Genomic DNA, 22,173 nt, shown 5'->3' with positions numbered 1-22,173 from the left:
TGGGGGTTTGGAGGTACCAGGGCGCCGTTTTCGCGTCCGCGAAACCGAACACGGAAAAACAGCTATGACCGATACCCCCCGCCCTCACGATAGGGTGCTGCATTCCAGTAGGTCTGCACTGGTTATGGCTAGCACGGAACGCCACATAGAATGCGCAACATCCAGGTCAGCCGCTTAGGCTTATGCTTCAGTCTTTTTTATCTGGTCCCTACGGTCATTTGCATAGCGGCTGGCCTGTGTAGTGATGACCCCAAGTCGCGATATGTCTGGCTGCAGATTCCCGTGGCGTTTCAAATGTCGGCCCTGCACGCGCTGGGCCTGCTTGAGCATTTCGCCGACATCTCCTGGGCAGGACTTTACGCGCTGGCCGTGCTCCCTGTGGCGGCAGGCCTGTACGCCCTCGGCTTTGGCCTGGCGCACCTCTGCACCCGGCAAGCCCGCTGAGCTGTGGTTGGCGGGCACCCTCCTCGCCTCGAACTAGAGCATATGCCCGACTACACAAGTAGCAATTAGTAAACTAATACTTTACTAAAAATTGACTATTTGGGTTTTGTCCGTGACAATTGCTTTGCCAGCGCACCACGTCTGGCAACCTGGAATCTGCGGCGGCAACCGCGCCAGGTCCTCTGCGAACTTTTAAGGAAAATACCCATGAAAAAACTGATTGTGTCTGCCTTGGTCATCGCCTCCCTGTCCGGCTGCGCCGCGATCCAGAATGAGGACGGCTCCACCAAAAAAGCTGCAACCTACGGCGGCGGGGCCGCGCTGGTAGGCGCTGCCGCCGGCGCGCTGCTGGGCAATGCCCGTGGCGCCGCGATCGGCGCTGCTGTGGCCGGTACTGCCGGGGCCGCTTACGGACACTACGTTGACAACCAGGAAGCCGAACTACGCCAACGCATGAGCGGCACCGGCGTTGAGGTCGAGCGCAATGGCGATCAGATCAAGCTGGTCATGCCAGGGGCCATTACCTTCCCTACGGGCAAAGCCGATATCCAGCCATCCTTCTACAACACCCTTGGCCAGCTCTCGGGCAGCTTTAGCAATTTCCCCGACAGCAACCTGATCGTGACCGGGCACACCGACTCGACCGGCAGCGCAGATGCCAACCTTGGCTTGAGTGCGCTCCGCGCCGAAGCCGTGGCGCAGTATCTGCGCGCCAGCGGGATCGACAGCTCACGGATTCAAACCACGGGTGTCGGTTCCTCCCAGCCCGTGGCCAGCAACGCTACACCGGAAGGCCGCGCCCAGAATCGGCGCGTGGAAATCAACGTCGTACCGCGGCAAGTCGCCCAGCGGTAAAACGAGCCAGGCAGGGATGCCGACAACCAAAACGAAGGCGGCGGCGGGCACAATTCAGGTCCGCCGGCACGCCTCGCACCAAGCGCATCAGGAGCGTGATTAATGCAACCAAAGTACACGGCTGAACAGTGGGATCAGGTCTACCCTGCCCTGCGCAGCTTTGCAGTCATCACGGTCGATATGGCCCGGGCAGTATTGGTCGAAGGCAAACGCCCCGTTGATGTGGCGACCGAATTCGGGCAGACCCGGCAATCGGTGAACGAGGCCGTCAAGCGTGTACGCACCAGGTTCGAGAAACAGGAGATCGCTGGATTGGTCCCGGTAAACGTCTGGCTTCCCCAGCACCTGGCGGAGCAGGTACTGGAAATGGCCAAGCCGTACATGACCGAGGCGGCGCCTGCGGTGCGCAGGGCCCCGAGAAAAGCCAAGAAGACCGAAGCCGATGACTGACATAAACCCTATGCCTTCGAACCCATCGACAGCTGGCGAGCTGACCCAGCTGGAACAGACCATCATCGGCAATGCACGCTTCGAGCTCGAAGCGGTCATGCGTTTTTTTCGCCGTAAAGCCGAGCCCGACACTACGGCCGAAGCCTTCGATGAGGCGTGGCGCGAGTACCTCGGCCACCTGCAGGCGCTGAACGCGTACACCGGGCTCAGCCACCAGGCCAACAGCGGTTTGAGCGAAGAAGGCTCAAGGCTGCTGCGTGAAATAGAGTCCGACTACGTGGCCGCCTACCAGGCTTCGACGAACTGACCTTGCCGCCTGGCCAACACACTTACGCTGGCCGACCTGCTTGGCATCATGCTGCACCATTGGATACAAGAGGCAAAAACCGTAGACGTTGCCCCAGCGATCTTGGAGGTTTATCAGCGCTGGGCTTCACCGACTTAACTCAACAGCACTGCCAGTGCCCTATCCTCTTCACAGTGGTTTAGCAGTATCAGGGCGCAGGTACGCGCGACAGTGAATAGAGGATTTATTGATGCCTAAAGGGAAGACAACACTGTATTTCAACGGCGGGCCCAACGATGGCGACTCATTTGTGGACGTTCCGGGCACGCGCGTCTTTCCATTACTGAGCATACCCACTGGAAGCGGGTTTACGGAGGAGCCAGAAGGGCACATAGGTGTGTTCGTAGAAGCCCCCGAGCTTCCGGCGAACTGGGTTACCTTCAAAACAGCACGCTACGCTAGGCAAGACCCTAAGCCAGGCCGGGAAGGCGTGCATTATGATTTCGTGGAAGAAGCTCTAATCACGCGATGCAGGGCTGTCACGAAGCAGAACGAATGGTGCAAGAACGAGGCTATCGCAGGACAAAAAATTTGTAAGACCCATTCTCGTAGCAAAGAGCTGAACCTGAAGCCTGACTGATTTAATGCGACATACGCCAGGCGCTAGGAATCCAGTGCCAGAGCAGCAGAGCAGTCTTAAGATTGTCTGCGCAGGGTCGATACAGGGTGCACATTCGCTTTGATCCTAGCCCAAGAGACCAGCCATGCTCTTCCTCGTTACGAGTAAACCGACCGAAACACCCGGCCGTTACGTCCGAAAGGGGAAAACCTCTTCCGAGGTTATTGGGAGCGTCGCAAATGCCCTAATTTCCACAGAAACTCTGAAGGAAATGCTCTTGTTCAGAGGGCATTTTCTTCGCTTGTACGAGGCAGGTCAGGGTGGTGACCTCAGCTTGGCCGTTCACAAGGTAAAGAGCGGCCTGCTAGCAGCAGCGAATGCGATTGACAAGAAAACTGCTGCCACCTGCCACCTGAAGTATGACGCTAACGTGTACCGAGGGCTGTTTGCCTCGAGCAAGCAGTACGACCTGCTACTTAAGATGCTCCCCACGGACGATACAGACATCGTTATCTGCGGCGTGGACGAGGCCCAGGCGCTATTTCCTGCCTCGCGGCTGCGCCCGGGTATCCATTTTCAATATCAAGATCAGCTAGTCCCCGCCAGTGATTTCTCGACCAGCGTGTTTGAATTGTTAAGGGTGGCCATTATTGAGATTTTCTCAAAATTGGGTGCCAAACGGATAACCCTCCAGGACAACACGGATGTCAAAGCTGAGGTGAAGGCCAGTGTCAGCAAAGAGGTGTTGGCCTTGGCTCCCTCACTCGGCTTGAACCTGAGCAGGGCCACTAGATTTAGCCTTGACGCTACACTGACAGGCACCGCGTGCCGGGTGGATGAGGTGCTTATGCTGAAGATAAAAGAAGCTCTTCATCTTGCGCCCGAGTTGCGGAAGCTTGCAGAACATGCGGCCCTGAACCCCGGAACGTTGAAGGAGATCAGGAAAGATATTTCTCTCAACATTAGCTTTGGGATGAACATCAACCTGCTGGCGGCGTTTCAAGGTTCGTTTATAGGCGGTTATGAGCGGGCGTTGTCGATCAAGCTTTTATTTGACGAGTAGCAGAAAGGTGCCGCCAGCTTGGCCGGGCCACATGCAGGCGCTGAACGCGTACACCGGGCTCGGCCACCAGGCCAACAGCGGCTTGAGCGAGGACCCGCCCGGAACCGGCTGCGACAACTGCTCCGGGGCAACTCTGCTATGTAACACCTAAAGCCGGCCCGACCAAGAAAGTGCGCGGTCACGCGCCCCACGGCTCTAGCAACGTTATTGCGTTTGTTTAAGCAATATCCTGCCTAGCGGCGTACTTTTGGCTCGAGTCCGCTCCTGCATCATCGTTAGCAGCTCAGGCATCGCCGCTGCAAGCCGTGCATCCGGGTGTGCTCGACACCAGTTTTCCAAAAATCCCACGCGCAGGGTCCACGGAGTGTCCTGGGTGATATCTTCGACTTCATCGCTAAGCGGCGACACCGCGTTAACGGCGGACAGATAACCCGCTACCCACATCATGCCCTCTCTCAGCGATGGGTTGTCGTGTACAAACTGAATGCAGAGAAAACCTCCGACATCCTCGTTTTTGCCATCAATAGCCGCCTGCGCAGGTCCAGCAACGCCTAGGATCAGGGCCAATATCAGCAGCAGTTTCACTACCCGTTTCCTTGTACTTGTTGCGAACCTAGGCCTGTACCCAGCCAATCGGCAGTAGGTTGATTGGAGTGAAATATTACAGTGGTGCCAAAATGATGGCAAAACGTGCTCTAGCACGACGACTCGGCATCCGCCCTTTATCGGCGAAATATCCTGGCGTGCACCCTTCGGTGCCGGGCTTTCGTGAATCAAGCCACGGCGCTGCCGCGTCTTGCCCCCTTCGGGGCTTCAATCCCTCACGCCTTCGCCCGTGCCGGGCTGCGCGCTGCGCTTGCCTCCGGCCGCTGGCCTGCGCGCCGTCCAGGTGGACGGCTTGCCCTCCCCTTCGCCTTCACCCGGTAAGCTCGCCGGCACCGGCTGTTCACGCCGCCCTGATGGTCTATCCGTCGCCGTACCTTGCCTGCCAGGGGCTTTCGCGGCATAGCCTTGTCCGCTGCGCGGCCTGCGTTATTCCACGGTCCCCCGGCACGCGGAACGGCTCTGGACAGCCCGGGCTTACCGCGACCAACCGACGCCGACGAGCAGACCCACTGCCGGCAGCGCGCTCCAGGTCGTCAAGGCGGGGCTGTGCCCGCTGCGCGGCCACTCTGGTAAGGCGTTCATGCCCGCTCCCCCCTGTGCACTCGGAGCAGGCCCAAGGTCAAGCGCGCAGCGCTGGATTTATAGTACAATAACATTGTACATGTAGTTGACTTGGCGAAACCGATGCGAGACAATGAACCCGTCAAAGCAATCCTGCTCTGACCGCCCGGATTCAGCGGCGGCAACCGCTCCGGGCACCTCTGCGAAGGAGCACGTCAAACATGACTATGACCACCATTCTGAACCTCAAGATTGGCGAGGCACGCAACGTGCCGCGCTTGTGGCTTGAAGGGCAGAAGCTTTCCAAGGCCGGCGTAAAGGTCGGCGCCCGTTATTCCCTCAAGGCCCTTGCCGGCGAACGGATCGAGCTGCATGAAGTGGATGCGGCCTATCAGGGGCCAACCTTCAATGTGAGCAAGCGCGAACGCAATGGCGTTGTGCACCCCCTGTTCGAGATTCGTACCGGCAAGCTGCGCGAAGTCTTCGAGCAGGTCGAAAGCGTGCGCGTGGCCATCCGCAACGGTCGCATCGTCGTGACCGCGCACCACATGGTGGGCAAGATCCGTGAGCGTGTGGCCCGGGTGCTGGCCAAGCTGCGCAAGGGTGCAGAGCTGGCCGTCTGCAGCCTGTTCCATGGCGGCGGGGTGCTGGACCGCGCCCTGCATGACGGCATGATGCAAAAGGGCGTCCCAAGCTTTACCCAAGTGGCGGTAGAGATCGAATCCAACTATCTGGATGCCTCCCTGCGCAACAACCGCGACCTGTGGCGCGACGAGTCGGTAGCCATCTGCTCGGATGTACGCGATGTAAATTGGCAGCATAGCCCGATTGCCTGCGATGTCCTCACCGCCGGTTTGCCCTGCACCGGTATGTCCAAGTCCGGCCGCGCGAAGAACAAGCTGACCTGCGGCGAAGAGCACGCCAAGGCCGGGGCCCTGTTTGTTGATTTCCTCGAGGCTGTGCGGAACGTGAATCCGGCGATCGTCGTGCTCGAATGCGTGCCCGAGCTGCAGAACAGTGCCTCAATGGCGGTCATCCGTTCGGTGCTGGACTCGCTGGGGTATGTGTTGCAGGAGGCGGTACTGGACGGCGCGGCCTTCGGTGCCTTGGAGCGCCGGCAACGGTTTGTGGCCGTGGCGGTCACCAAGGGCCTGACCGTCACCTTCGACTTCGAGTCGCTGGCTCAGGTCAAAATCAAGGAAGCGTGCATTCGCGACGTGCTGGAGCCGATCGGCGAGGACTCGCCCCGCTGGAAGACTTACAGCTATCTGGCCAACAAGGCGGTACGCGACAAGGCTGCCGGCAAGGGCTTTGCCCGCCAGCTGCTCACCGGCGACGAGCAGGCCTGCGGGACAATCGGCCGACTCTATTCCAAAGCCCGCTCAACCGAGCCCTTCCTGATCCACCCGCGCTTCCCCGAGCTGTCCCGCCTGTTCACCCCGATCGAGCACGCACGCCTCAAGGGCATCCCCGAGGGGGTGATCGAGGGCGAGTCCGAGACTGTTGCCCATGAAATCCTTGGTCAGTCGGTCGTCTTCCCGCAGTTTCATTCGGTGGGCATCGCCATCGGCGCCCTATTGAAAGAGGCGATTGCCGAGGACACCACCCCGGCCATGGCCATCGCTGCATAACGATCCATTCAACCGCCGGGGCATTCGTGCCCCGGTACCCCGGATCCCGCGGCGGCAACCGCGCCGGGCAACCTCTGCGAAGGAATCATACTCATGGCCCAGACTTCCACTTTCCGCTCCCTGATCCCCACCAAAGCCGAACGCTCGAGCGCCGCGCTGTGCGCCGCCGCACGCGAGGCCGAGCTCAAACGCAAATGGTTTTCCGCCGCCGAACTCTACGAAGCGGCGGCTTCGATCCTGCCGTGCGGAGCGGTGCAGACGAGCGCCAATGACATGGCCCGGCTGGTACGCAAGGCCGAACAGTGCCGGCAGCAGATTCCGGCGGATTCGGATCTGGCCGAAATGGACGACGGTTTTGATGCGCACCACGAAGGTGGCCTTCACTGACCAGGCGCACCAGGCGAACCGGCGCTAAAGCGCTGCGCGGCCTCATACCACCGCGCCCGTTCCTGCCTGAATCCCACGTATTTGCACGTCACGATCGGAGACACTGCCATGCATCATCCCAACGGGACTAACCCGCCCGCCAACTGGCTTCCTTGCACGCCGGCGCTTCTTGAGTCCGGTGTGAGATGCGCGACCGCCCCGCGCTGGTCCGAGGCCGATATTGGCCCGCACTGGCATCCGCCAGTGGATTGCCCTCCACTGGTGGCCTACTACGTCGGCGACAGCGACATTGTGGCCTGCCTATACACCCGAAGGCGCGCTCGCCGTCACAAAGAAGCTTTCCACGTATCTAAACATGTAGCCAAAACCAGAAAAATAAAGCCTATGAGCCATAGCCATAGGTGAGTCCATGCAGCCTTATCGGATTTTTCAGGTGCTTCCGGGAATATCTGACTCTTACCATGCTTTTTCCGAAGCTCATTAATTTCTTTTTCCAGGGGCGTTCCAAGCTTCTGCATCGTTCCATATGCAAGACCTAACCATGCCATGAATTTGGTCGTTATCGCAAAAACGTTAAGGATAATATGCGGGCCATCTTGAAACGCCAGAAAACATCCGACAGCTGATGCAACAGCTAACCCCGTCAAGAAATAGGTCGCTATAACGCCTGGGGTCGAATCATGGAAAAAAATCTTCGAAGCAAAGCATATGAAAGATTTTTTAAACCAATTAAGTTTCTGCTGACCATCCATATGCCTTGCTCCATTATGATCGCCTTTAATTTGCCAGTGGTGAAAAAGCATACAACCAATGCAACTTGGCGCTACTGTGCTCCCACTCTTTTACTGTGATGACACCTCTATCCTTCGGTATCCAGCTACGATCCCAAGTAACGGTTGTATCGCCCCCCATCCACCAATCCGTCACCTTTTCTTTCCATGTCTCGGCCAAGATTAAGCGATAAGGAATTCGGTTAGGATTTTGTCGCAAACATAATTTCTCAAGGACGGGTAGTAAATTGGCCTCATTCATCCTTTCGAAGTCCGCCTTGATCTCGGAAACCTTGTCCGGGCTGAACAGTCTTTTACTTTCAATGAACAGTGCTATGCGCTTATCGAAGACCAGAGCATCTATATGGTGACTGAATACCTCTCTTTTCTTGTTAAAGAAAGGCACCTCCATAAAGGCACAAGAATTCTTCCTATTTTCGAACGCCTTGGCAAACTGGTAGGTTAAATTTCGCTCATTGAACCCATTGGTGTTGTGCGCGGGATAAAAGTGATCCAAGCTACGGCTCAGAGAGCTTGCGGCCTCCTTCACTACACGGGTTATTATCCGACTCATCAATGCTTACTCAACTATTTCGAGTCAACCGTGCTTGTCTGCCAAAGCCTGAGCGGGTCGCCATTGGAAACTATCCACTTTGGATTTCCCGGTAGCAAAGCAAGCCTAGCGCCGCAGCAAAACTTACCTGCTAGTGTATGGCCATCAAGTGCATAGGCTGTCACTTTTCCAGAGTTGCTGATTAGTACCTTGTCCCCAAGAAAAAGACCGCTCAGAGAATCTGCGCCTTTGAGAGTTTGCTCAAATTTACCAGCTGGCTCCTTTGAACCGAACTGCTTCCAGCTAACAACATAATCATCTGCATCTTGGTACATTTTCTCAAATAGGACATCATAATTCGAGTCCATTGGCACAAAGTCGTCTTTTGGCCACCTTGAGAAACTGAATCCTTCTAGATTCAGCTCGGAATAATTCAAGACGGCGGCCTGAATATGGTTCGGGGTAAACTGATCCCTGTCGACTATTAACAGCGCATTATTTAAGAACTGGATTCTGGGTAGTGAAACTGCTTCAAAGGGTTGCGCCATTTCGACCGGGAGGTCTTTGAATAGTCCGGTTATGTTTTTTTCCTTTGAATATATTGTTTTATCCTTGTACCCGGCTAGCTTCTCGGAAAACTCTATCAGCCCACTTTTTTTGTCAAGGATGCAGATTTTTTTCTCAAAGGCCCGCGAGTTGTACCGCGCAGAGTAGAGCACAAAGCGGGAAAGGGTGTCATCAGCACCAACTACATTACCTTCACACTCATTTCCTATACTGATTTCGCTGTTGTCCAAAATAAAATCTTTGGCGGAATGGTATGCATAATAACCAGCGCCTACGACACATACGACCACCAGCATCACCCCAAATACGATGGCGTCCAACATCTTGCGTATGCTTGAGCTACCTGACACGAAAATCCCCTTGAGTGTTTAGTCCAGGGGGTAGTCGGCAGCGGCACAATATTCTTTAATAAATTTTCTTAACGAAAAATCGACCCATTTTCGGTATGTCTGCCGGCGCTGCCAGCGCGAGCACTTCCAGTTGATTGATCAGGCTGCACCGGAAAAGACGCCCATTCCCAGATGTTGCGGCCGGGCGAGCGATCAGGCCTATAAGGGTGTAGCCACGCTCGGTTAGGCCGCTCTCTTCGCATCGCTGGGACACATTGCGCGGGTAGATATGGCTATGCTGCAAAATGCATCCGCCTTCATTTCAGCTTCGCTTGTTGCTCACCGGTACGCTCGCTTGGGTGTTCAAATGGGCTAAATCATGCCATTCGTCGGGCAAAACGGCTATTTAAGGCTATTTTTTCGGGCAACACGTTGGCTATAAAAAATCAGGAATTTCGGTGATATCTTCCAGAACGAACCGCGTTTGAGGCGGACTTCGGAGTCTGAGAATGAGTAACAAATCCTATGTTTTCATGAAGGCCGCGTATGTGCATGAGAGCCACACGCCTCGCTTTGGTCTTGACCATGCTGAGTACGACGCTTTGGTTGAAGGCTTACGTCGACTTGGCGCTGAGCAGTTCGAAGCGCTGGCTGATACGCCTGTCCAGGTGCACGCACTGATGGCAGCGGTGGTCAAGCTGCAGCACGTGCTGGCCGAGCCCGGGCCTGCGTTTCCGTACTATTCGGCGGCGCAGCTTCTAGCCGAATGCGACTTGAACATTCCGCGTTCTGCTGAGCTGAATGAATGGATGAATGCCCCAAAGGGCCCGCTGGAGGGCAAGGCATGAATCCAGCAGTAACTGCGCAGCCTGAAAATGTCTGGTGTCCTGGATGCCTGACCTGCTTCCCCGTCGCCAGGTTCTTCCGTACGCATTAGTGGATATGGGACGGTTGGTGTCCTAACTGCGGTACAGACGCTCGAGCTCAATATCGCGAGGCTGCGTTATGGGCCACATCGCAGGCGACTCGAGTGGGGGTTAGGTTCGCTGTGAAGGTCACTCCGACTATGGACGGTTTCATATTGGGTGACGTGGGTCCATTCGACCGAACCGGTACTGTGCCAGGCGATCGCTTCGAAGCTGTAGCGATGCAGGACGGTTCAATGATGCTGCGCCGTCTTCCTCCCCGCTACTGCTTGGGTGTATATCCTTAGCATACGTATGCTGTTCCAACGTCTGATTAAACGCAGACTTGCACTGCCTGACGACAGCGCGTAAATTTATAGCCATTGCGCTCCTTCGCAGAGGGCAGTACTGAGGCCAGACCCTTGCCGGGGTCTGGCTTCCTCGTTTCTGGCTCCTGGATATCCAGTCGCAGCCTTGCGTTGCTCCCCTACCCTTCTGTTCCCGCTCTGTTCAGCGCCAAACTCAGGCCCGGGGCGATCCCTGCGGGCCGGACTTTCGTGAACCGAGCCACGGCAAAAAGCCGCCGTGTCTCGGCCCGGCGGGGCCGGGCTTCAATCCCTATCGCTTGCGGCCGCCGGCCGCGTTGAACCCGTTTATCTTTAGCAGTCATGCGTAATGCAATCAAAGAGAGCCCGCCATGCTGTGCGACACCGACGAAGAGAAGGCCGGCCGGCTGGCCGAGTGGGAAGGGCTGCTCAATGACGCCCAGGCGCAAGCCAATCTGGACACATGGCACGCCGACTTGCGCCGGCTGGCGGCCGCGCTGTGCGCGCAAGGCGTGGTGGACAGCCTGGAACACCTTGAGCTGCGCGAGCTGGCCGACGCGGCGTACAGCCATTTTGTGGAAGACCGCATCACCCGTGAAGCTCAGGGTGGCACCTATATAGAGGAGCCGCGGTGATGCGTTCGCTGTTCGACCTGCCGCCGGAGCTGACCGATGCCCAGGTGGCGGCGCTGGCCAAGCGCGGCGAGAGCTGGGAGGAGGCCCGCGAGCGCCGTGCGGTTGTATACCTGCGTGGAAGCGTGCTACCCGTGCCCGAGGTGCAATGACCTGGGCATCCGCCGCGATTACGCGGGAGAGCCATGGGGCTGGGTGGACGAAGGCGAGCACATTTGCCCGCAATGCGTCTACGACTCAACGAAACCGCGAGGGCTATCCGTCCTGGCGCGACATACGGCCGAGCAGGCCAGCACCCTTGATCTGAACGATGACAACGAACCCACCGCATGAATGTGCTGCAATCCCCAACCGCATTACCTTGGCCCTGGGCGATATGATCGCGGCTGACCCGGGCGGCCTGCTTGGCCGTCAGGCTTTCAAGCTCGGATTTCTGCCTGCGGTATGGTAAAACGCCGTCCTGATCAGATAGGGGCGTAGGTAGTGGGAATAGAGGTTGTAGACAAGGCCGTCTTCTATACTGATCAGCATCAGCTACTAGTAGACACGTCAGCGGAAAAAAACCCTTTTGTACAGTCGGTTCATGGGGTAGAGGTCGCTTCTGTCTTCCGGCGCCGTAAGGCGGCAAGTCATCATGGGGACGGAAACCCCCTGATCTATGCGTTAAAACGGCTACGCAGATACAACATTTCGGCCGCTGAGATCGTTAAATTTATCCCGAATCTGCGATTCATTTTGAGTCGGTTTATGGCCCGGCAGGCGTATGATTTGATCATCCCTTTGCCCTCAAGCCACCCTATTGCAAGCGGTTTGGCTAGACGGGCAGGGCGCTTTCAGCCTGATACCCCTATTGCCTACGGTTTCTTTGTGAAATGCAGCAATGCAGAAGTCGCGGAGACGTTGAGAAATCTGGTTTCCTCCGGGCAGATCCCCAGGAGTCGCCGGAGAGACGTTACATCTCTCATCAATACGCTAAGCTCAAGCCCAAACGATCTATTCAAGCTGAAGGAAGTAGACAACAGCCTTCGTCCTCTCACCTTCCCCTTCAAGATTAACGAAGACCTCAGCGTGCGAGGGCTATCGGTGCTTGTGGTTGATGATTTGCTGTCATCGGGAACGTCTATTCAGACGGCTTCTCGCCTGCTAGTGGCGTCGGGTGCAGATCGGGTTTCTGCTTTATGTCTATTAAGCTCCTTGGACGGGGGGCGGCCCTTGGGCGATCCGCCAGAGCCCCCGAAAAATAGGGTATTGACATAATCATTACCACGTGATGGAATTAGCCACGTAGGAAGACCATCAGTATGCCCGATGGTCTATAAATATGAAGCAGGTTTACCTGCGGGCCCGAGCGAGCACCGTCAAGCGAGGTCCGGCTTTAAGAGCCAAATATCGCTACGTTAGGCATCGGCTAACATGCAACATGAGAGGGGAATCCGGAAACGGGTTCCCCTTTCCTCATTTAAAGGCCTAAGAAGGCTTTTTTTTGGGATCATGTGTCGCACATATCCTAAGTTAAGCGACAATCCAGAGTGAGCCCAATTTGTTGGCTTTCGCTTGTCGCATGAATCTGTCGCAAGTGGTAAGTTGACTGCAACATATTGTGCGACAGGTGGGCCATGCAGAACGTAGGGCAGTTGATTGGGTATGCCAGGGTTTCCTCGGTAGGCCAAGATCTCGAACAGCAGCTGCTGGCTCTTGGCCAAGGCGGTTGTCAGCGTATTTTTGAAGAAAAGGCGAGCGGCGCCAAGCGTGAACGCCCTGAGCTGAACCGGCTCCTAGAACACTTGCGGGCCGGTGACGTCTTGACGGTAACACGACTGGACCGCTTGGCTAGATCTACGACAGACCTGCTGCATATAGCAGAGAGGCTTAGGGAAATAGGCGCGGGACTTCGCTCGCTGGCTGAGCCTTGGGCCGACACCACTTCTCCGGCCGGGCGCATGGTATTGACGATTTTTGCCGGGATTGCTGATTTCGAGCGCTCTTTGATTGGTGAGCGCACCAGTGCTGGCCGAGCGGCCGCCAAGGCAAAGGGGGTTCGATTTGGGCCCAAGCCGATTCTTTCCGTAGAGCAGTTGGCCCATGCGCGGCGGTTGATCGACGAAGGGGAGCCGGTCGCAGGCGTGGCGCGGTTATTAGGAGTCCATCGAGCCACCCTATATCGGGCCTTAGCGCTTCGCGTGGGGGCATAGGATGCGTCAGTGGCCCTACAGCCCGGCCGGGCGGTTTCTGCTGTACCGGCCCGGCCAGTCCGAACCGGCGGCCCGGCTGGGCAGCCGTGCCCTGACCCTGCTGCCGCGTGAAGGCGTCCAGGCGTATGACGCGCTGGTACGGGTGGACGAACAGGGCCCATGGATCGAGTACGCGCAGAGTACCGAGCGCTTCGGCGGCCGCCTGGAGGGGCTGACCTGGGTGCGCCCGGACGGCGAGCGCTGGCGACTGATCCCCGACACCGGCGCGCCGCCGCCGGGGCTGGCCCCGCGCCTGAGCGATCCGGACGCGTACCGCGCCGCGCTGGCCCTGCATGACGCCCTGGAGGAAGTGGCCCCGGGCAGCGAAGCGCTCAGGACGGTGGCCCGGCAGATCGAGCTGGCGCCCTTCTACCGCTGCCCGGCCTGCCACAACACTTTCAGCCGGCGCGAAGACTGCGCGCTGTGCCAGGGGGAAGGGTTTGTATCCGAGTGGGTGGACGACTCCGTGTGAATCACCGGCGCAGGCGTCCACCGGCATGACCTACCGTTACGCGTAACGCACTGGAGGATATGCGATGAAACCAGCCAACGAAGCCTTGAATCTGACCCGGCCCTTGCACTGGGTGGGGGAGGACGCCGTGTATGTCGCCTATGACGCGGCCGGCGCGGTGCAGCTGGCCAACCATGAATACGGCCACGCGTGCTTTGGCCTGGACGACGTGACCCCGTGCGACGTGGCCACGCTCGAAGGCCCGGCGTATATGGCCGGCGGTGCGCGGGCGGGCACCCTCTGGCAACAGCTGGCCCTTATGACGGCGCCGGGTTACCTGTGCGCGTGTGTGCCATGAGCAGGCCCACGCTGAGCGTGGCGCCGTTGAGGTTGCCTGACTTCCTAGAGCAGAAATGCCAAGCGTTGCTGGAGGGCATCCAGCGCGCCGATAGCATGAACGTGGCGCTGTTGGCCGAGCAGCGCGCCGCCGGCTTTACCGAGGCGCTGGAGTGGCTACAGGTCATGCCGCCGGCCCAAACCGAGGATTTATTTGTGTTGTATGAACGGGCCCTGACCGGGCGCATAGCGGAGCTGGGCAGTTGATCGGCAAGGGTATTGATGAAGACGCGTTGAAGCTGATGGTGCACAACAACGCGGTGCGCGAAGTGGTGGTGGCCCGGGCCGAAGACGACCGGGGCAAGTGGACCGTGGCGGTCCGCCTGGGTGGCCCGGGTTCGCGGCTGATCCCGCTGCGTTCGCGGCGCGAGCCCGTGCGCACCTGGGCAAGCCTCACGGCCGTGGAGCGGTTCGCGGAGAAAGTGGGGATCCGGGGGTTTGGGGTGGAGCTGTAGCACGACTACGGGAAGGTCAAATACGGGATCAATTACACCCCTTACTTCGGCACCGTCCGGAACACGTTCAGCGTGTTGGTGAAGGTGTTCTGAAGGGCGTCCGGGAAAGCGCCGTTCAGGTTCACGCTTGGTTGGGGATTGTCCGTATACTGCTCACGCACGGACAGAACCTGCGGGCATAAAAAAACCGCCCGTAGGAAAGGCGGTTTTTCGTCTCACGCGAGTGTAGGAGCTAGCGTGAATGCATCAGCGAATCAAGTCGCGAAACGATTTAAGCACTGTGAACAACCTGGCGCAAGTAGAAGGTTGTGGATGCTTGCGGAGTCATTTTTGAAGTGTATGAGAAAATTTTCTCCATCACTAAGGCTCACGCGGCTTCATCGGCGTTAATCAGAAATGTACAACGGCCTATTCATTTCCGTATTTTTTTGCGGAGATAGCCGCAAGGATAATGAATATGTCGCAGAATTTCCGAATTTTTGCGATTGCATTGCCCTGCGGGCCGCGATATCTTCGCTCCAGTTGCAAGGCCGAATGCCCAGCGATGCGCAGTCGGGAAACGTTGCAATGGCCCCTTCGATCAACACGGCGGTAGGACGCCGTACCAGACAGATTGAAGGGCTCTAGGGAATTGGTCGCCTCAGCGAATCAAGTCGCATTGATTTCGTCACAAAGGCGCGCCGGGTCTGGAGGTGCGTTGGAGGTTAGGCCCCACTATAAGGAGGCCTGAGCCATGCAGAAACGTGAAAGCGTTGTGCGTCAGATGATTGATGCAGTATGGACGAGCTACCGCATCTATCGGGTGTGGGAGTTCTTCCGGGATCACTGGCACCATTGATGTACCGCGCCGCCCTGGCTCTGTCGGGGCGGCGTTTTTATTGGTGCTTACCGCGCCAAGCTCGAGAGGTCATGAGCACTATCTTGCTCCTGCCCGAAGCAGGCGAAACCTTCGTGCTCAGCAGCCTCCCCGTCTGGGTACGCCCGCTGGCCATTGCCGTGAACATGGCTTGCCTGGAAAACGGCGTGTTCCAGTAACGACCTGAACCGGGCCGCTATTTGCCATGCTGCGGCCTTTTTATGCGGCTAGTTATGAATAAAACAGTGGACAAAGTAGAAGGCCTGCGCGATACTAATCCTGTCGCCGCGATCCTGCGTCGACACCCCGGGTACCAGCGGCGGCAACCGCTCCGGGGCCCCTCTGTGAACCGCAAGTAGAGGCTTTACAGCCATGGCCGAGCAAATGAGTGATGTGAATTATTTCCGCCGGGGTCTGGCAAGAATCGCCCTGTGGGGCAGCCTGTTTTTCGCGGCCGCGTGGAGCATCGGCTGGCTCAGCTTCGCCCAGGGCTTCGAGCACTTGGCTTTCTCGACCGTGCACATGCCGGCCTGTACGCCCGACATCGGGTGCTACTTCGCCACCGGTTTTGCCCTGATCGTTCTGGGCTTCATTGCGTGCGCCGTGGTCGCAGCGGCACTGGCGATCGCATACCTCGTTGTGATCCTTGTCGGCGGCGGCTTCGAGCTGTAGACCTCTACGCATAGGAGATTGCTTATGAACACCTCCCTCGCCCTACCCACCACTTCGCCCCTGCCGGTGCTGCGCCGCGCGCGCCTCGCAATGCAGGTAAGTGTCTGCCTGCTGGCCAGCCACATGCTGGGCCGCGCCAGCCTCAAATTCGGCTTGATCCAGCTGCCCGGGGACGGCGTGCCGCTCATGGCTCAGCACGCCGTCCTGATTGCCTGGGGATCGGTCGCGCTGGCAGCGCTGGCCATCTTCACGGTGGTAGCCGGTTACACCCTGCGGCTGATTCGGCGCCGCGGCTAGTCCCCAACCTGACCCCGAGCACAGCGGCGGCAACCGCTGCGGGGTCTCCTCTGCGAAATGGAGTACACCATGTCCAAGTACGACGCCGTATTGGCCGCGCAGGCCTGTTACCTTGATCAGTCCTATTCCCGGGGCCAGGTCGTCTCGCTGCACAACGATGAGACAACTGCCCGAGCACACGCGCGCAAGCTGCAAAAGCGTAAAGCCGGTGGCGGTAGCGAAGTGTTTTTCGTGGCTGTCCATTCCGAAGATGCCCTGCGCAAGGGTGACATCGTGCCCGAGCTTCTGGACAAGCATGACAGGGAACAACGGGGCGCCTTCCATAAGCGGCTGATGGCCGACATCCTGGCGGAAGAACTGACCGGCAAGCCCGGGCTGCTGGCGGCCGAAGCCGGCTACCACCTGGCGAGCGAAGGCCTCACGCTTGAAGAGTTGTGCGAGCGGTACGAAGTCCAGGTGCGCGAAGAACATCAGTCCCGTGTAGTGGCGGCTCAGGAAGAAGCGCACCTGCGCGCGCGGGGATTCGAGACGCAACAGACCGTCGAGGCGCTGCGGGAAGAGTTCTGCTATTCCTTCCCGGCCGTGCGCGGTATCCAGGCAGGCCATGAGTATTTTTCCGCCATGATCCCCTACCGCATCCTGGCCAAGATGTTCGTGTCCGACGATGAAGACGTGGTGCCGGCGGAACTGCGCGCCCAGCGCCAGCTGAACCCCAAGCGGGCCGACGATTTGAGCGACTACATCCTGGCCAACAGTGACAGCTACGTCCTGCCTTCGCTGACCACCTCGGTTGACAAGAAAATGGTGTTCGAGCCGCTGGAGGCTGCGCCCCAGCTGGGCATGCTGCACATTCCCATGGATGCCACCATGCTCATCAACGATGGTCAGCACCGCCGCTATGCGATCGAGCGAGCCCTGCGTGCAGATCCTGCGCTCGAGCGCGAGTCAGCCTCGGTGCAGATCCATTTCGATCAGGGCCTTGCCCGGGCCCAGCAAATGTTCGCCGACATCAATACCAAGCAGGTCAAACCGTCGAGCTCGCTTAATGCCCTCTACGACCGGCGCAACCCGTTCAATGCCTGGACCCTCGAGTTGCTGCGCAAGCTGCCCGACGTGCAACGTCGGATCGACTTCGAGAACAGCGTGCCCGGGGCCAGGTCGTTCAAGCTCTGGAGTCTGGTGGCTTTCAAGAAGTTCGTGACGCTCCTGACGGGCGTGGACGAAAAGACTGTAGGCACGTTGGAAGAAAGCCACTTGCAGGCGATCGAGGCCCATGTGCAGGCGTTCTTCGAAGTCTGCGGTGAGCATTTGCCCCAATGGCGAGCCATGGTAAAGGGAGACATTGCCGCCCCGGATGTGCGGGAGTCGTTCGTGATCGGGCATGCCGTGTTCCTGGAGGCGCTGGGTATGTTCGGCCGTACTGCCCTGTTCGCGGGTACCTCCATGCTGCCTTTGGATCGGACAGCCAAGATCCTCGACCCCACGGTGGCGAACTGGGAGCCGATGCCTCATCTGCAGGCAGTCGATCCGAGCAAGAGCAGCGAGCTCTGGCAGAACCGTTGCGTGGTACTGGGCCGCATGCTGAAAACCAGCGACGGTGTGAAGTCCACCGCCGCACAGCTCCTGCGCTTGGCCAGCATCGAGTTGCCTGCTGAGCTCGCCGAGGTTGATAAGCGGGTGAATGAGCTCCGGCGGTAAATGTAATAGAGGGCCCACTATCAAGTTGGCGTGTGACGTCTGGCCTTGAATCCAGACGTCACATCACCAGTCGTGCCCATAGAAACAAATGGCCGAAAACGGCTGCGGCAGTTTTAGGAGCACTGATATCATAAGGCTACTCCCATGCCTACGGACGAGGCCATGCTGTTACAGACCCGCGATTTCATTCTTTCCAAACTGGACGAACTGGCGTTAAGCGACTTCGCAGCGCGCCCCTACGATTGCTCATTTGGGCTTCTGGCAGCGCCTCCCACCACTAAAAAGCTAATCATGGTGGGTTTCAATGGCTCCATTGCGGATGCCATTCACACCAATGCCGGCGCAGTGCATGCAGGGTTTGAAGACCCCGCCTTCAGCAATGTCGCGCTCGGCCTGGAGGGAGGATGGGGGCCGAAAACTTTGGCCAAGCGGCTGACAAGGCTTCCCGGGCTGCTGGGGTTCGACTGGCAAGAGACCGTTTACACCAACTCGTTGCTGCTCTGTTCGCCGGATGCGGCCTCGATCAATAAGGCTGCACGGCAAAGCCCTCTAGGCAGTCTGGCTGAGCTGACGCGCCGATCCATGGATTTCTTCGAACAGGTTACCGTCCCGCTTTGCGAGCCGGAGCTGATCATCGCCTACAGCAACAGTCTGCAAGCGCCCTCTGCAGGCAAGATTCTTTGGGAGTCCTTCGGGGTAAGCGGCTCGATGGATCACGTCGACACATCGGCTTACTACGCGACCTACGGGTTTACCGCGCTGGTGGCTGGTCGGCAGGTTCCTGTTGTAGGCATCAGGCATCTTTCCCGCTTCGATTTCGGACATGAAGGTGCCCTCGTAAAAACCGCTTGGGAGCGCCAGCGATCGAAGGCACCTTCGCCGGCTGGCGCTGAGCAGTCTTGCGCCTGACGCTGGGTCGGTCTTGCCGACGGCGGTGTGGCAGTGGCGACCTTTCGTTTACTAGAGGCTAAAGGCTGAGATGAATTGCGGCAGGTTGATGAGCGCGCTGATGACCTGCCGTGTGGGAACCTATGCATGCTGCAGCATGGCTTTCAGCTCTGCCGCAGCATGCGCCAGCTTGCGAGCTTAGGACTCGCGCGTGCAGTCGGTATAGGCTTTGGCCATTGTGTTGAAGCGGTGATCTGGCGAAGCGAAGTAGAGATAGATCCACTCTTTGCCTGTGTCAGCTTCAGTTACACCCTTGTCCGTCATCTCTGTGCGATCTGTCTTGAGGAGTTTCCCTGAGACCGTATAGGTGCCACGAGCGGACCGCATATCCCCTTCCAGCTCCACGGTCTCAAACGTGCCATCAGCTTTATAGGTGTCAGTCCAATGATATGTACCCTTTTGGTTCTGGCACCGCCATTTCCCTATCACTAATTCACTGGGATTGTCAGCAGCGTATTCGGGGATGCCTTTTAAGGGTTCAAGATCCACATAAAGCGGAGAAGCTTTATCGTACATATAACTTGGTACGCCTGGCGGCGCAGCCGGACCATTTGGGGCAGCCGGCGCCGGCGCCGGCGCCTGCGCTTGGGCCTGCTGCTGGGTGGCCTCACACAGGGATTTCCCAAGACGAGTAATGTCTTCAACACCATAAGTCGGGTAAAGCTCGTATGCAGCATAAATGGCTGCTCGCATCGTTTCGCGAGTAGCTGGGTCCTTGATCACCGAGGGAGCATAGGATATCGCTTGAGCTTCAGTAATGCCTTTGTCCCGCATCGAAACGGCGGCCTGGAAAAGCCTGGCGTCAACGTTGCAATCCGCTCCGAAGGCTGTTCCTGAGCAAGCTAGAACTGTCGCGAGCAGCGAAGCGCGTATATACATGACACATCCTTGTCTGATTAGGTAGCGAAGCCTAACGGATTGCTTTACGACATCGCAATATGCCGAGTATGAGCAGTAGGCAGCTTCGGTGTGACAAAGATAAAATCTTGTATTAGGTATCAAATTGCGCGTTAAAAGGGGTTATGGGGGGCCGGACGCCGATTTACATGCGCGACTTTAAGCCTCTCTTAAGGGATTCACCTAAAGCCGCCAAGCGCAGTAGCTTGTACCTATCATGGGCGATCCCTACGGGCCGGGCTGTCGTGAACCAAGCCCCGGCCAAAAGCCGCCGTGCCTCGGCCCGGCGTGGCCGGGCTTCCATCCCTATCGTTTGCGGCCTCTGGCCGCCGTGAGCGGCTTCGCCGACTCCCGCTGAATGTCCTGCGCCTGAGACCGGGCAAGCCTCGCCAGCAACGGCGTGGCCGCGACGCCCTGATCGACTACCAGAAACCGCCCCTCATGCCTGCAAGGGCTTTCGCGGCATAGCCTTGTCCGCTGCGCGGCCTGCGGTATTCCACGTCCCTTGCAGGCGGGCCGGCCTCTGGTAGCCGGGGCTTACCGCGACCACGCCGACGCCGACGGGCATCCAGCCAGCAAGGGTGGCTGCTACGGACCAGGACAAGGCTGGCGCGCTGCGCGCTTCGCTAAAAGCGTTTGTTTCCCGCTCCTCGCCTCAGCTTCCGAGCATCCGCCCTGGACCACCGAAGGCCGACAAATGGCGCTATTGTAATGAATAAAATAGTGGACAATAAAGCCTGATTCGGCGATACTAACCCTGTCGACGCAATCAAGCGACGACACCCCGGATACGAGCGGCGGCAACCGCTCCCGGGGCCCTCTGCGATAGATAGGAGTTCTTCCATGTTCGTATCCCGTACCCGTCACCGCCTAGCTTCCAGCTTCCGTTCGGCTCACATGCTGCGCATGGATCGCCCTCTGGAAGACGACGAAATCATGAAGGTGGCGCCATCCATCTTCGCGAATGAAGCCCACCAATCGCGTTCTTCCCGTTACGCCTATATCCCAACCGGCGACGTGCTCAAGGGCTTGCGCAATGAAGGCTTCCTGCCGTTCATGGTCTGCCAGACCCGCACCCGCAAGGAAGATCGCCACGAGTTCACCAAGCACATGATCCGTCTGCGCCCCGCCTCGCAGATCAACCAGCAGGAAGCGAACGAAATCATCCTGCTCAACAGCCACGACGGTTCCTCGAGCTACCACATGATGTCCGGCTGCTTCCGCTTCGTATGCGCCAATGGGCTGGTGATCGGCGATACCACCGGCGACGTGCGCGTTCGCCATAGCGGCGACGTGCGTCACAACGTCATCGAGGGGGCTTTCGAAGTGCTCAAGAGCTTCGACAGCGTGAACGAGCAACGCGAAGGCATGAAGGCGCTGCAGCTTTCCCACGACGAGCGCCAGATCTTCGCCGAGGCCGCGCTGGTCGCCCGTTATGAGCCCGGTGAGCACGTTCCGATCCGTCAGGACCAGCTGCTGATGCCTGGCCGCGTGGAAGATCAGGGCCGCGACCTGTGGACCACCTTCAACGTGATTCAGGAAAACGTGATTCGCGGCGGGCTGCGCGGCCGCAATCAGAAGAACCGTCCGACCACCACCCGCCCGATTACCGGCATGGACCAGGACACGAAGATCAACCGCGCCCTGTGGCTGCTGGCTGAACGCATGCGCGAGCTGCGCGCCGCCTGATAGGCCTGCCGGGCGCGCCAGACGCGCCCGGTCCCCTGCCCTACCCTCGAGGATCGGATCATGACTCACGTTTTCTGCGCCAAACAGAACTGCCAGTTCATCGACACCGCCCGCCGGATCGGCGACGGCCCGGGCGACTTCATCGCCACCCATTCAGGCTTGATGCTGGTGGAGCTCAAGGTGCGCCACCCTGACGCCGTGCTTCTGGATGAAGAAGAGTTTTTGCAGGCCCTGGACCGCATTCACAGCACGCGGCCGGAGCTCTCCAGTGAGGATCGCTACGAGCGCGCGCTGATGAGTCCGCATGCCTTGGACTTCCAGCATTGCGAAGCCGGGCGCTCGTTCAAGGTGCCCGACGCCACCGACCCCATGTTGGGGACCGTTTATGCGCAACATTTCGGGTGCTACTGGATGTTCCGAGGCGTGACCAACCTACCCCACACGTTCATCATGCACCGCTGCAAAGCGGTCTCCAGAGGCGAGCCGTGGCGTCTGCCCCTGTGAGCTTGCACACGGCGAAGGACCGCCGCCGTTTCCCACACCGCATTGCCGCCTTGGCGGTCTGGCAAGCTGGACCGCCGCGGCGCCGTAAACACGAA

29 protein-coding genes are annotated in these 22,173 nt (G+C 58.5%); 24 read left to right on the top strand and 5 right to left on the bottom strand.

Annotation, left to right across the window (positions count from 1 at the left end; genetic code table 11):
• Positions 1 to 294 precede the first annotated feature (294 nt).
• The 6 genes from LG385_RS24705 (at position 295) to LG385_RS24680 (ending at position 3,717) form a co-directional block, all read left to right on the top strand.
• The gene (locus LG385_RS24705) at positions 295 to 444 is read left to right on the top strand and encodes a hypothetical protein (RefSeq protein WP_225776461.1); all 150 of its coding nucleotides are present in this window, start codon (positions 295 to 297) and stop codon (positions 442 to 444) included.
• A gap of 207 nt (positions 445 to 651) precedes the next feature.
• On the top strand, positions 652 to 1,299 hold the full coding sequence (locus LG385_RS24700) for an OmpA family protein (protein WP_225776460.1): 648 nt from the start codon (positions 652 to 654) through the stop codon (positions 1,297 to 1,299).
• A 102-nt stretch (positions 1,300 to 1,401) separates the two neighbouring features.
• Positions 1,402 to 1,749 (top strand): TrfB-related DNA-binding protein, encoded by a 348-nt coding sequence (locus LG385_RS24695; RefSeq protein ID WP_225776459.1) that lies wholly within the window; start codon positions 1,402 to 1,404, stop codon positions 1,747 to 1,749.
• Positions 1,742 to 2,056 carry a hypothetical protein gene (locus LG385_RS24690; protein ID WP_225776458.1) on the top strand — a complete coding sequence of 105 codons (315 nt, stop codon included), beginning with the start codon at positions 1,742 to 1,744 and terminating at the stop codon, positions 2,054 to 2,056. The genes LG385_RS24695 and LG385_RS24690 overlap by 8 nt, the downstream gene beginning before the upstream one ends.
• A 229-nt stretch (positions 2,057 to 2,285) precedes the next feature.
• The gene (locus tag LG385_RS24685) at positions 2,286 to 2,675 is read left to right on the top strand and encodes a hypothetical protein (RefSeq protein ID WP_225776457.1); all 390 of its coding nucleotides are present in this window, start codon (positions 2,286 to 2,288) and stop codon (positions 2,673 to 2,675) included.
• A gap of 124 nt (positions 2,676 to 2,799) precedes the next feature.
• Entirely contained in the window at positions 2,800 to 3,717 is a 918-nt protein-coding gene (locus tag LG385_RS24680; protein ID WP_225776456.1) for a hypothetical protein, read from the top strand.
• Between the two features lie 204 nt (positions 3,718 to 3,921).
• Here LG385_RS24680 and LG385_RS24675 read toward each other — a convergent pair whose 3' ends face one another.
• Complete coding sequence (locus LG385_RS24675; RefSeq protein ID WP_225776455.1) at positions 3,922 to 4,302, bottom strand: hypothetical protein; 381 nt, start codon at positions 4,300 to 4,302, stop codon at positions 3,922 to 3,924.
• An 803-nt stretch (positions 4,303 to 5,105) separates the two neighbouring features.
• Between LG385_RS24675 and LG385_RS24670 the strand changes: the two genes are divergently transcribed.
• Positions 5,106 to 6,515 carry a DNA cytosine methyltransferase gene (locus LG385_RS24670; protein WP_225776454.1) on the top strand — a complete coding sequence of 470 codons (1,410 nt, stop codon included), beginning with the start codon at positions 5,106 to 5,108 and terminating at the stop codon, positions 6,513 to 6,515.
• 93 nt (positions 6,516 to 6,608) lie between these two features.
• A complete protein-coding gene (locus LG385_RS24665; protein WP_225776453.1) occupies positions 6,609 to 6,902 on the top strand; it encodes a hypothetical protein in 294 nt (97 codons plus the stop codon).
• A 326-nt stretch (positions 6,903 to 7,228) separates the two neighbouring features.
• Here the strand turns inward: LG385_RS24665 and LG385_RS24660 are convergent, their stop codons facing one another.
• The 3 genes from LG385_RS24660 to LG385_RS24650 all read right to left on the bottom strand — a co-directional run bounded on the left by LG385_RS24660 (position 7,229) and on the right by LG385_RS24650 (position 9,115).
• Positions 7,229 to 7,654, bottom strand: a complete 426-nt coding sequence (locus LG385_RS24660; protein ID WP_225776452.1) for a hypothetical protein — start codon at positions 7,652 to 7,654, stop codon at positions 7,229 to 7,231.
• A 25-nt stretch (positions 7,655 to 7,679) separates the two neighbouring features.
• Positions 7,680 to 8,189, bottom strand: coding sequence for a hypothetical protein (locus LG385_RS24655; RefSeq protein WP_225776451.1), 510 nt, complete (start codon positions 8,187 to 8,189; stop codon positions 7,680 to 7,682).
• Between the two features lie 71 nt (positions 8,190 to 8,260).
• Positions 8,261 to 9,115 (bottom strand): hypothetical protein, encoded by an 855-nt coding sequence (locus LG385_RS24650; RefSeq protein WP_225776450.1) that lies wholly within the window; start codon positions 9,113 to 9,115, stop codon positions 8,261 to 8,263.
• Positions 9,116 to 9,630: 515 nt separating this feature from the next.
• Between LG385_RS24650 and LG385_RS24645 the strand changes: the two genes are divergently transcribed.
• From LG385_RS24645 to LG385_RS24585, 14 genes are all read left to right on the top strand, one after another.
• Complete coding sequence (locus LG385_RS24645) at positions 9,631 to 9,969, top strand: hypothetical protein (protein WP_225776449.1); 339 nt, start codon at positions 9,631 to 9,633, stop codon at positions 9,967 to 9,969.
• 754 nt (positions 9,970 to 10,723) lie between these two features.
• Positions 10,724 to 10,987 (top strand): hypothetical protein, encoded by a 264-nt coding sequence (locus tag LG385_RS24640; RefSeq protein WP_225776448.1) that lies wholly within the window; start codon positions 10,724 to 10,726, stop codon positions 10,985 to 10,987.
• Positions 10,987 to 11,136, top strand: coding sequence for a hypothetical protein (locus tag LG385_RS24635; protein ID WP_225776447.1), 150 nt, complete (start codon positions 10,987 to 10,989; stop codon positions 11,134 to 11,136). Before LG385_RS24640 ends, LG385_RS24635 begins: the two co-directional genes overlap by 1 nt.
• Positions 11,137 to 11,731: 595 nt before the next feature.
• A complete protein-coding gene (locus LG385_RS25860; protein WP_225776509.1) occupies positions 11,732 to 12,241 on the top strand; it encodes a phosphoribosyltransferase in 510 nt (169 codons plus the stop codon).
• A gap of 359 nt (positions 12,242 to 12,600) precedes the next feature.
• Positions 12,601 to 13,176 (top strand): recombinase family protein, encoded by a 576-nt coding sequence (locus tag LG385_RS24625; protein WP_225776446.1) that lies wholly within the window; start codon positions 12,601 to 12,603, stop codon positions 13,174 to 13,176.
• 1 nt (position 13,177) lies between these two features.
• Positions 13,178 to 13,687, top strand: coding sequence for a hypothetical protein (locus LG385_RS24620; protein WP_225776445.1), 510 nt, complete (start codon positions 13,178 to 13,180; stop codon positions 13,685 to 13,687).
• Positions 13,688 to 13,751: 64 nt separating this feature from the next.
• A complete protein-coding gene (locus tag LG385_RS24615; RefSeq protein WP_225776444.1) occupies positions 13,752 to 14,024 on the top strand; it encodes a hypothetical protein in 273 nt (90 codons plus the stop codon).
• Complete coding sequence (locus LG385_RS24610) at positions 14,021 to 14,269, top strand: hypothetical protein (RefSeq protein WP_225776443.1); 249 nt, start codon at positions 14,021 to 14,023, stop codon at positions 14,267 to 14,269. Before LG385_RS24615 ends, LG385_RS24610 begins: the two co-directional genes overlap by 4 nt.
• Positions 14,270 to 14,304: 35 nt before the next feature.
• On the top strand, positions 14,305 to 14,517 hold the full coding sequence (locus LG385_RS24605) for a hypothetical protein (RefSeq protein ID WP_225776442.1): 213 nt from the start codon (positions 14,305 to 14,307) through the stop codon (positions 14,515 to 14,517).
• Positions 14,518 to 15,426: 909 nt separating this feature from the next.
• Complete coding sequence (locus LG385_RS25490) at positions 15,427 to 15,552, top strand: hypothetical protein (RefSeq protein WP_263974758.1); 126 nt, start codon at positions 15,427 to 15,429, stop codon at positions 15,550 to 15,552.
• Positions 15,553 to 15,745: 193 nt separating this feature from the next.
• Positions 15,746 to 16,045, top strand: coding sequence for a hypothetical protein (locus tag LG385_RS24600; protein WP_225776441.1), 300 nt, complete (start codon positions 15,746 to 15,748; stop codon positions 16,043 to 16,045).
• 24 nt (positions 16,046 to 16,069) lie between these two features.
• The gene (locus LG385_RS24595) at positions 16,070 to 16,342 is read left to right on the top strand and encodes a hypothetical protein (RefSeq protein ID WP_225776440.1); all 273 of its coding nucleotides are present in this window, start codon (positions 16,070 to 16,072) and stop codon (positions 16,340 to 16,342) included.
• Between the two features lie 69 nt (positions 16,343 to 16,411).
• Positions 16,412 to 18,040: a DNA sulfur modification protein DndB gene (locus LG385_RS24590; RefSeq protein ID WP_225776439.1), complete on the top strand. Its 1,629-nt coding sequence runs from the start codon at positions 16,412 to 16,414 to the stop codon at positions 18,038 to 18,040.
• A gap of 162 nt (positions 18,041 to 18,202) precedes the next feature.
• Positions 18,203 to 18,949, top strand: a complete 747-nt coding sequence (locus LG385_RS24585) for a hypothetical protein (RefSeq protein WP_225776438.1) — start codon at positions 18,203 to 18,205, stop codon at positions 18,947 to 18,949.
• A gap of 177 nt (positions 18,950 to 19,126) precedes the next feature.
• Here the strand turns inward: LG385_RS24585 and LG385_RS24580 are convergent, their stop codons facing one another.
• Positions 19,127 to 19,867 (bottom strand): hypothetical protein, encoded by a 741-nt coding sequence (locus LG385_RS24580; RefSeq protein ID WP_225776437.1) that lies wholly within the window; start codon positions 19,865 to 19,867, stop codon positions 19,127 to 19,129.
• Positions 19,868 to 20,728: 861 nt separating this feature from the next.
• Here LG385_RS24580 and LG385_RS24575 point away from each other — a divergent pair.
• Both LG385_RS24575 and LG385_RS24570 read left to right on the top strand, forming a co-directional pair.
• Positions 20,729 to 21,574 carry a DUF932 domain-containing protein gene (locus tag LG385_RS24575; protein WP_225776436.1) on the top strand — a complete coding sequence of 282 codons (846 nt, stop codon included), beginning with the start codon at positions 20,729 to 20,731 and terminating at the stop codon, positions 21,572 to 21,574.
• A gap of 60 nt (positions 21,575 to 21,634) precedes the next feature.
• Positions 21,635 to 22,078, top strand: a complete 444-nt coding sequence (locus tag LG385_RS24570; RefSeq protein ID WP_225776435.1) for a hypothetical protein — start codon at positions 21,635 to 21,637, stop codon at positions 22,076 to 22,078.
• Positions 22,079 to 22,173 lie beyond the last annotated feature (95 nt).

It is taken from the genome of Pseudomonas sp. Marseille-Q5115 (assembly GCF_916618905.1).
In the GTDB taxonomy this organism is placed as follows: Bacteria; Pseudomonadota; Gammaproteobacteria; order Pseudomonadales; family Pseudomonadaceae; genus Aquipseudomonas; species Aquipseudomonas japonica_A.
Note: the sequence above shows the minus strand (reverse complement) of the source record. Positions and strands in the feature narration are given on the sequence as shown.

Coding starts and splice junctions, on each gene's coding strand:
- LG385_RS24705 (WP_225776461.1), top strand. CDS start 295: ATGTCGGCCCTGCACGCGCTGGGCCTGCTTGAGCATTTCGCCGACATC.
- LG385_RS24700 (WP_225776460.1), top strand. CDS start 652: ATGAAAAAACTGATTGTGTCTGCCTTGGTCATCGCCTCCCTGTCCGGC.
- LG385_RS24695 (WP_225776459.1), top strand. CDS start 1,402: ATGCAACCAAAGTACACGGCTGAACAGTGGGATCAGGTCTACCCTGCC.
- LG385_RS24690 (WP_225776458.1), top strand. CDS start 1,742: ATGACTGACATAAACCCTATGCCTTCGAACCCATCGACAGCTGGCGAG.
- LG385_RS24685 (WP_225776457.1), top strand. CDS start 2,286: ATGCCTAAAGGGAAGACAACACTGTATTTCAACGGCGGGCCCAACGAT.
- LG385_RS24680 (WP_225776456.1), top strand. CDS start 2,800: ATGCTCTTCCTCGTTACGAGTAAACCGACCGAAACACCCGGCCGTTAC.
- LG385_RS24670 (WP_225776454.1), top strand. CDS start 5,106: ATGACTATGACCACCATTCTGAACCTCAAGATTGGCGAGGCACGCAAC.
- LG385_RS24665 (WP_225776453.1), top strand. CDS start 6,609: ATGGCCCAGACTTCCACTTTCCGCTCCCTGATCCCCACCAAAGCCGAA.
- LG385_RS24660 (WP_225776452.1), bottom strand. CDS start 7,654: ATGGATGGTCAGCAGAAACTTAATTGGTTTAAAAAATCTTTCATATGC.
- LG385_RS24650 (WP_225776450.1), bottom strand. CDS start 9,115: ATGTTGGACGCCATCGTATTTGGGGTGATGCTGGTGGTCGTATGTGTC.
- LG385_RS24645 (WP_225776449.1), top strand. CDS start 9,631: ATGAGTAACAAATCCTATGTTTTCATGAAGGCCGCGTATGTGCATGAG.
- LG385_RS24640 (WP_225776448.1), top strand. CDS start 10,724: ATGCTGTGCGACACCGACGAAGAGAAGGCCGGCCGGCTGGCCGAGTGG.
- LG385_RS24635 (WP_225776447.1), top strand. CDS start 10,987: ATGCGTTCGCTGTTCGACCTGCCGCCGGAGCTGACCGATGCCCAGGTG.
- LG385_RS25860 (WP_225776509.1), top strand. CDS start 11,732: ATGGCCCGGCAGGCGTATGATTTGATCATCCCTTTGCCCTCAAGCCAC.
- LG385_RS24625 (WP_225776446.1), top strand. CDS start 12,601: ATGCAGAACGTAGGGCAGTTGATTGGGTATGCCAGGGTTTCCTCGGTA.
- LG385_RS24620 (WP_225776445.1), top strand. CDS start 13,178: ATGCGTCAGTGGCCCTACAGCCCGGCCGGGCGGTTTCTGCTGTACCGG.
- LG385_RS24615 (WP_225776444.1), top strand. CDS start 13,752: ATGAAACCAGCCAACGAAGCCTTGAATCTGACCCGGCCCTTGCACTGG.
- LG385_RS24610 (WP_225776443.1), top strand. CDS start 14,021: ATGAGCAGGCCCACGCTGAGCGTGGCGCCGTTGAGGTTGCCTGACTTC.
- LG385_RS24605 (WP_225776442.1), top strand. CDS start 14,305: ATGGTGCACAACAACGCGGTGCGCGAAGTGGTGGTGGCCCGGGCCGAA.
- LG385_RS25490 (WP_263974758.1), top strand. CDS start 15,427: ATGAGCACTATCTTGCTCCTGCCCGAAGCAGGCGAAACCTTCGTGCTC.
- LG385_RS24600 (WP_225776441.1), top strand. CDS start 15,746: ATGGCCGAGCAAATGAGTGATGTGAATTATTTCCGCCGGGGTCTGGCA.
- LG385_RS24595 (WP_225776440.1), top strand. CDS start 16,070: ATGAACACCTCCCTCGCCCTACCCACCACTTCGCCCCTGCCGGTGCTG.
- LG385_RS24590 (WP_225776439.1), top strand. CDS start 16,412: ATGTCCAAGTACGACGCCGTATTGGCCGCGCAGGCCTGTTACCTTGAT.
- LG385_RS24585 (WP_225776438.1), top strand. CDS start 18,203: ATGCTGTTACAGACCCGCGATTTCATTCTTTCCAAACTGGACGAACTG.
- LG385_RS24580 (WP_225776437.1), bottom strand. CDS start 19,867: ATGTATATACGCGCTTCGCTGCTCGCGACAGTTCTAGCTTGCTCAGGA.
- LG385_RS24575 (WP_225776436.1), top strand. CDS start 20,729: ATGTTCGTATCCCGTACCCGTCACCGCCTAGCTTCCAGCTTCCGTTCG.
- LG385_RS24570 (WP_225776435.1), top strand. CDS start 21,635: ATGACTCACGTTTTCTGCGCCAAACAGAACTGCCAGTTCATCGACACC.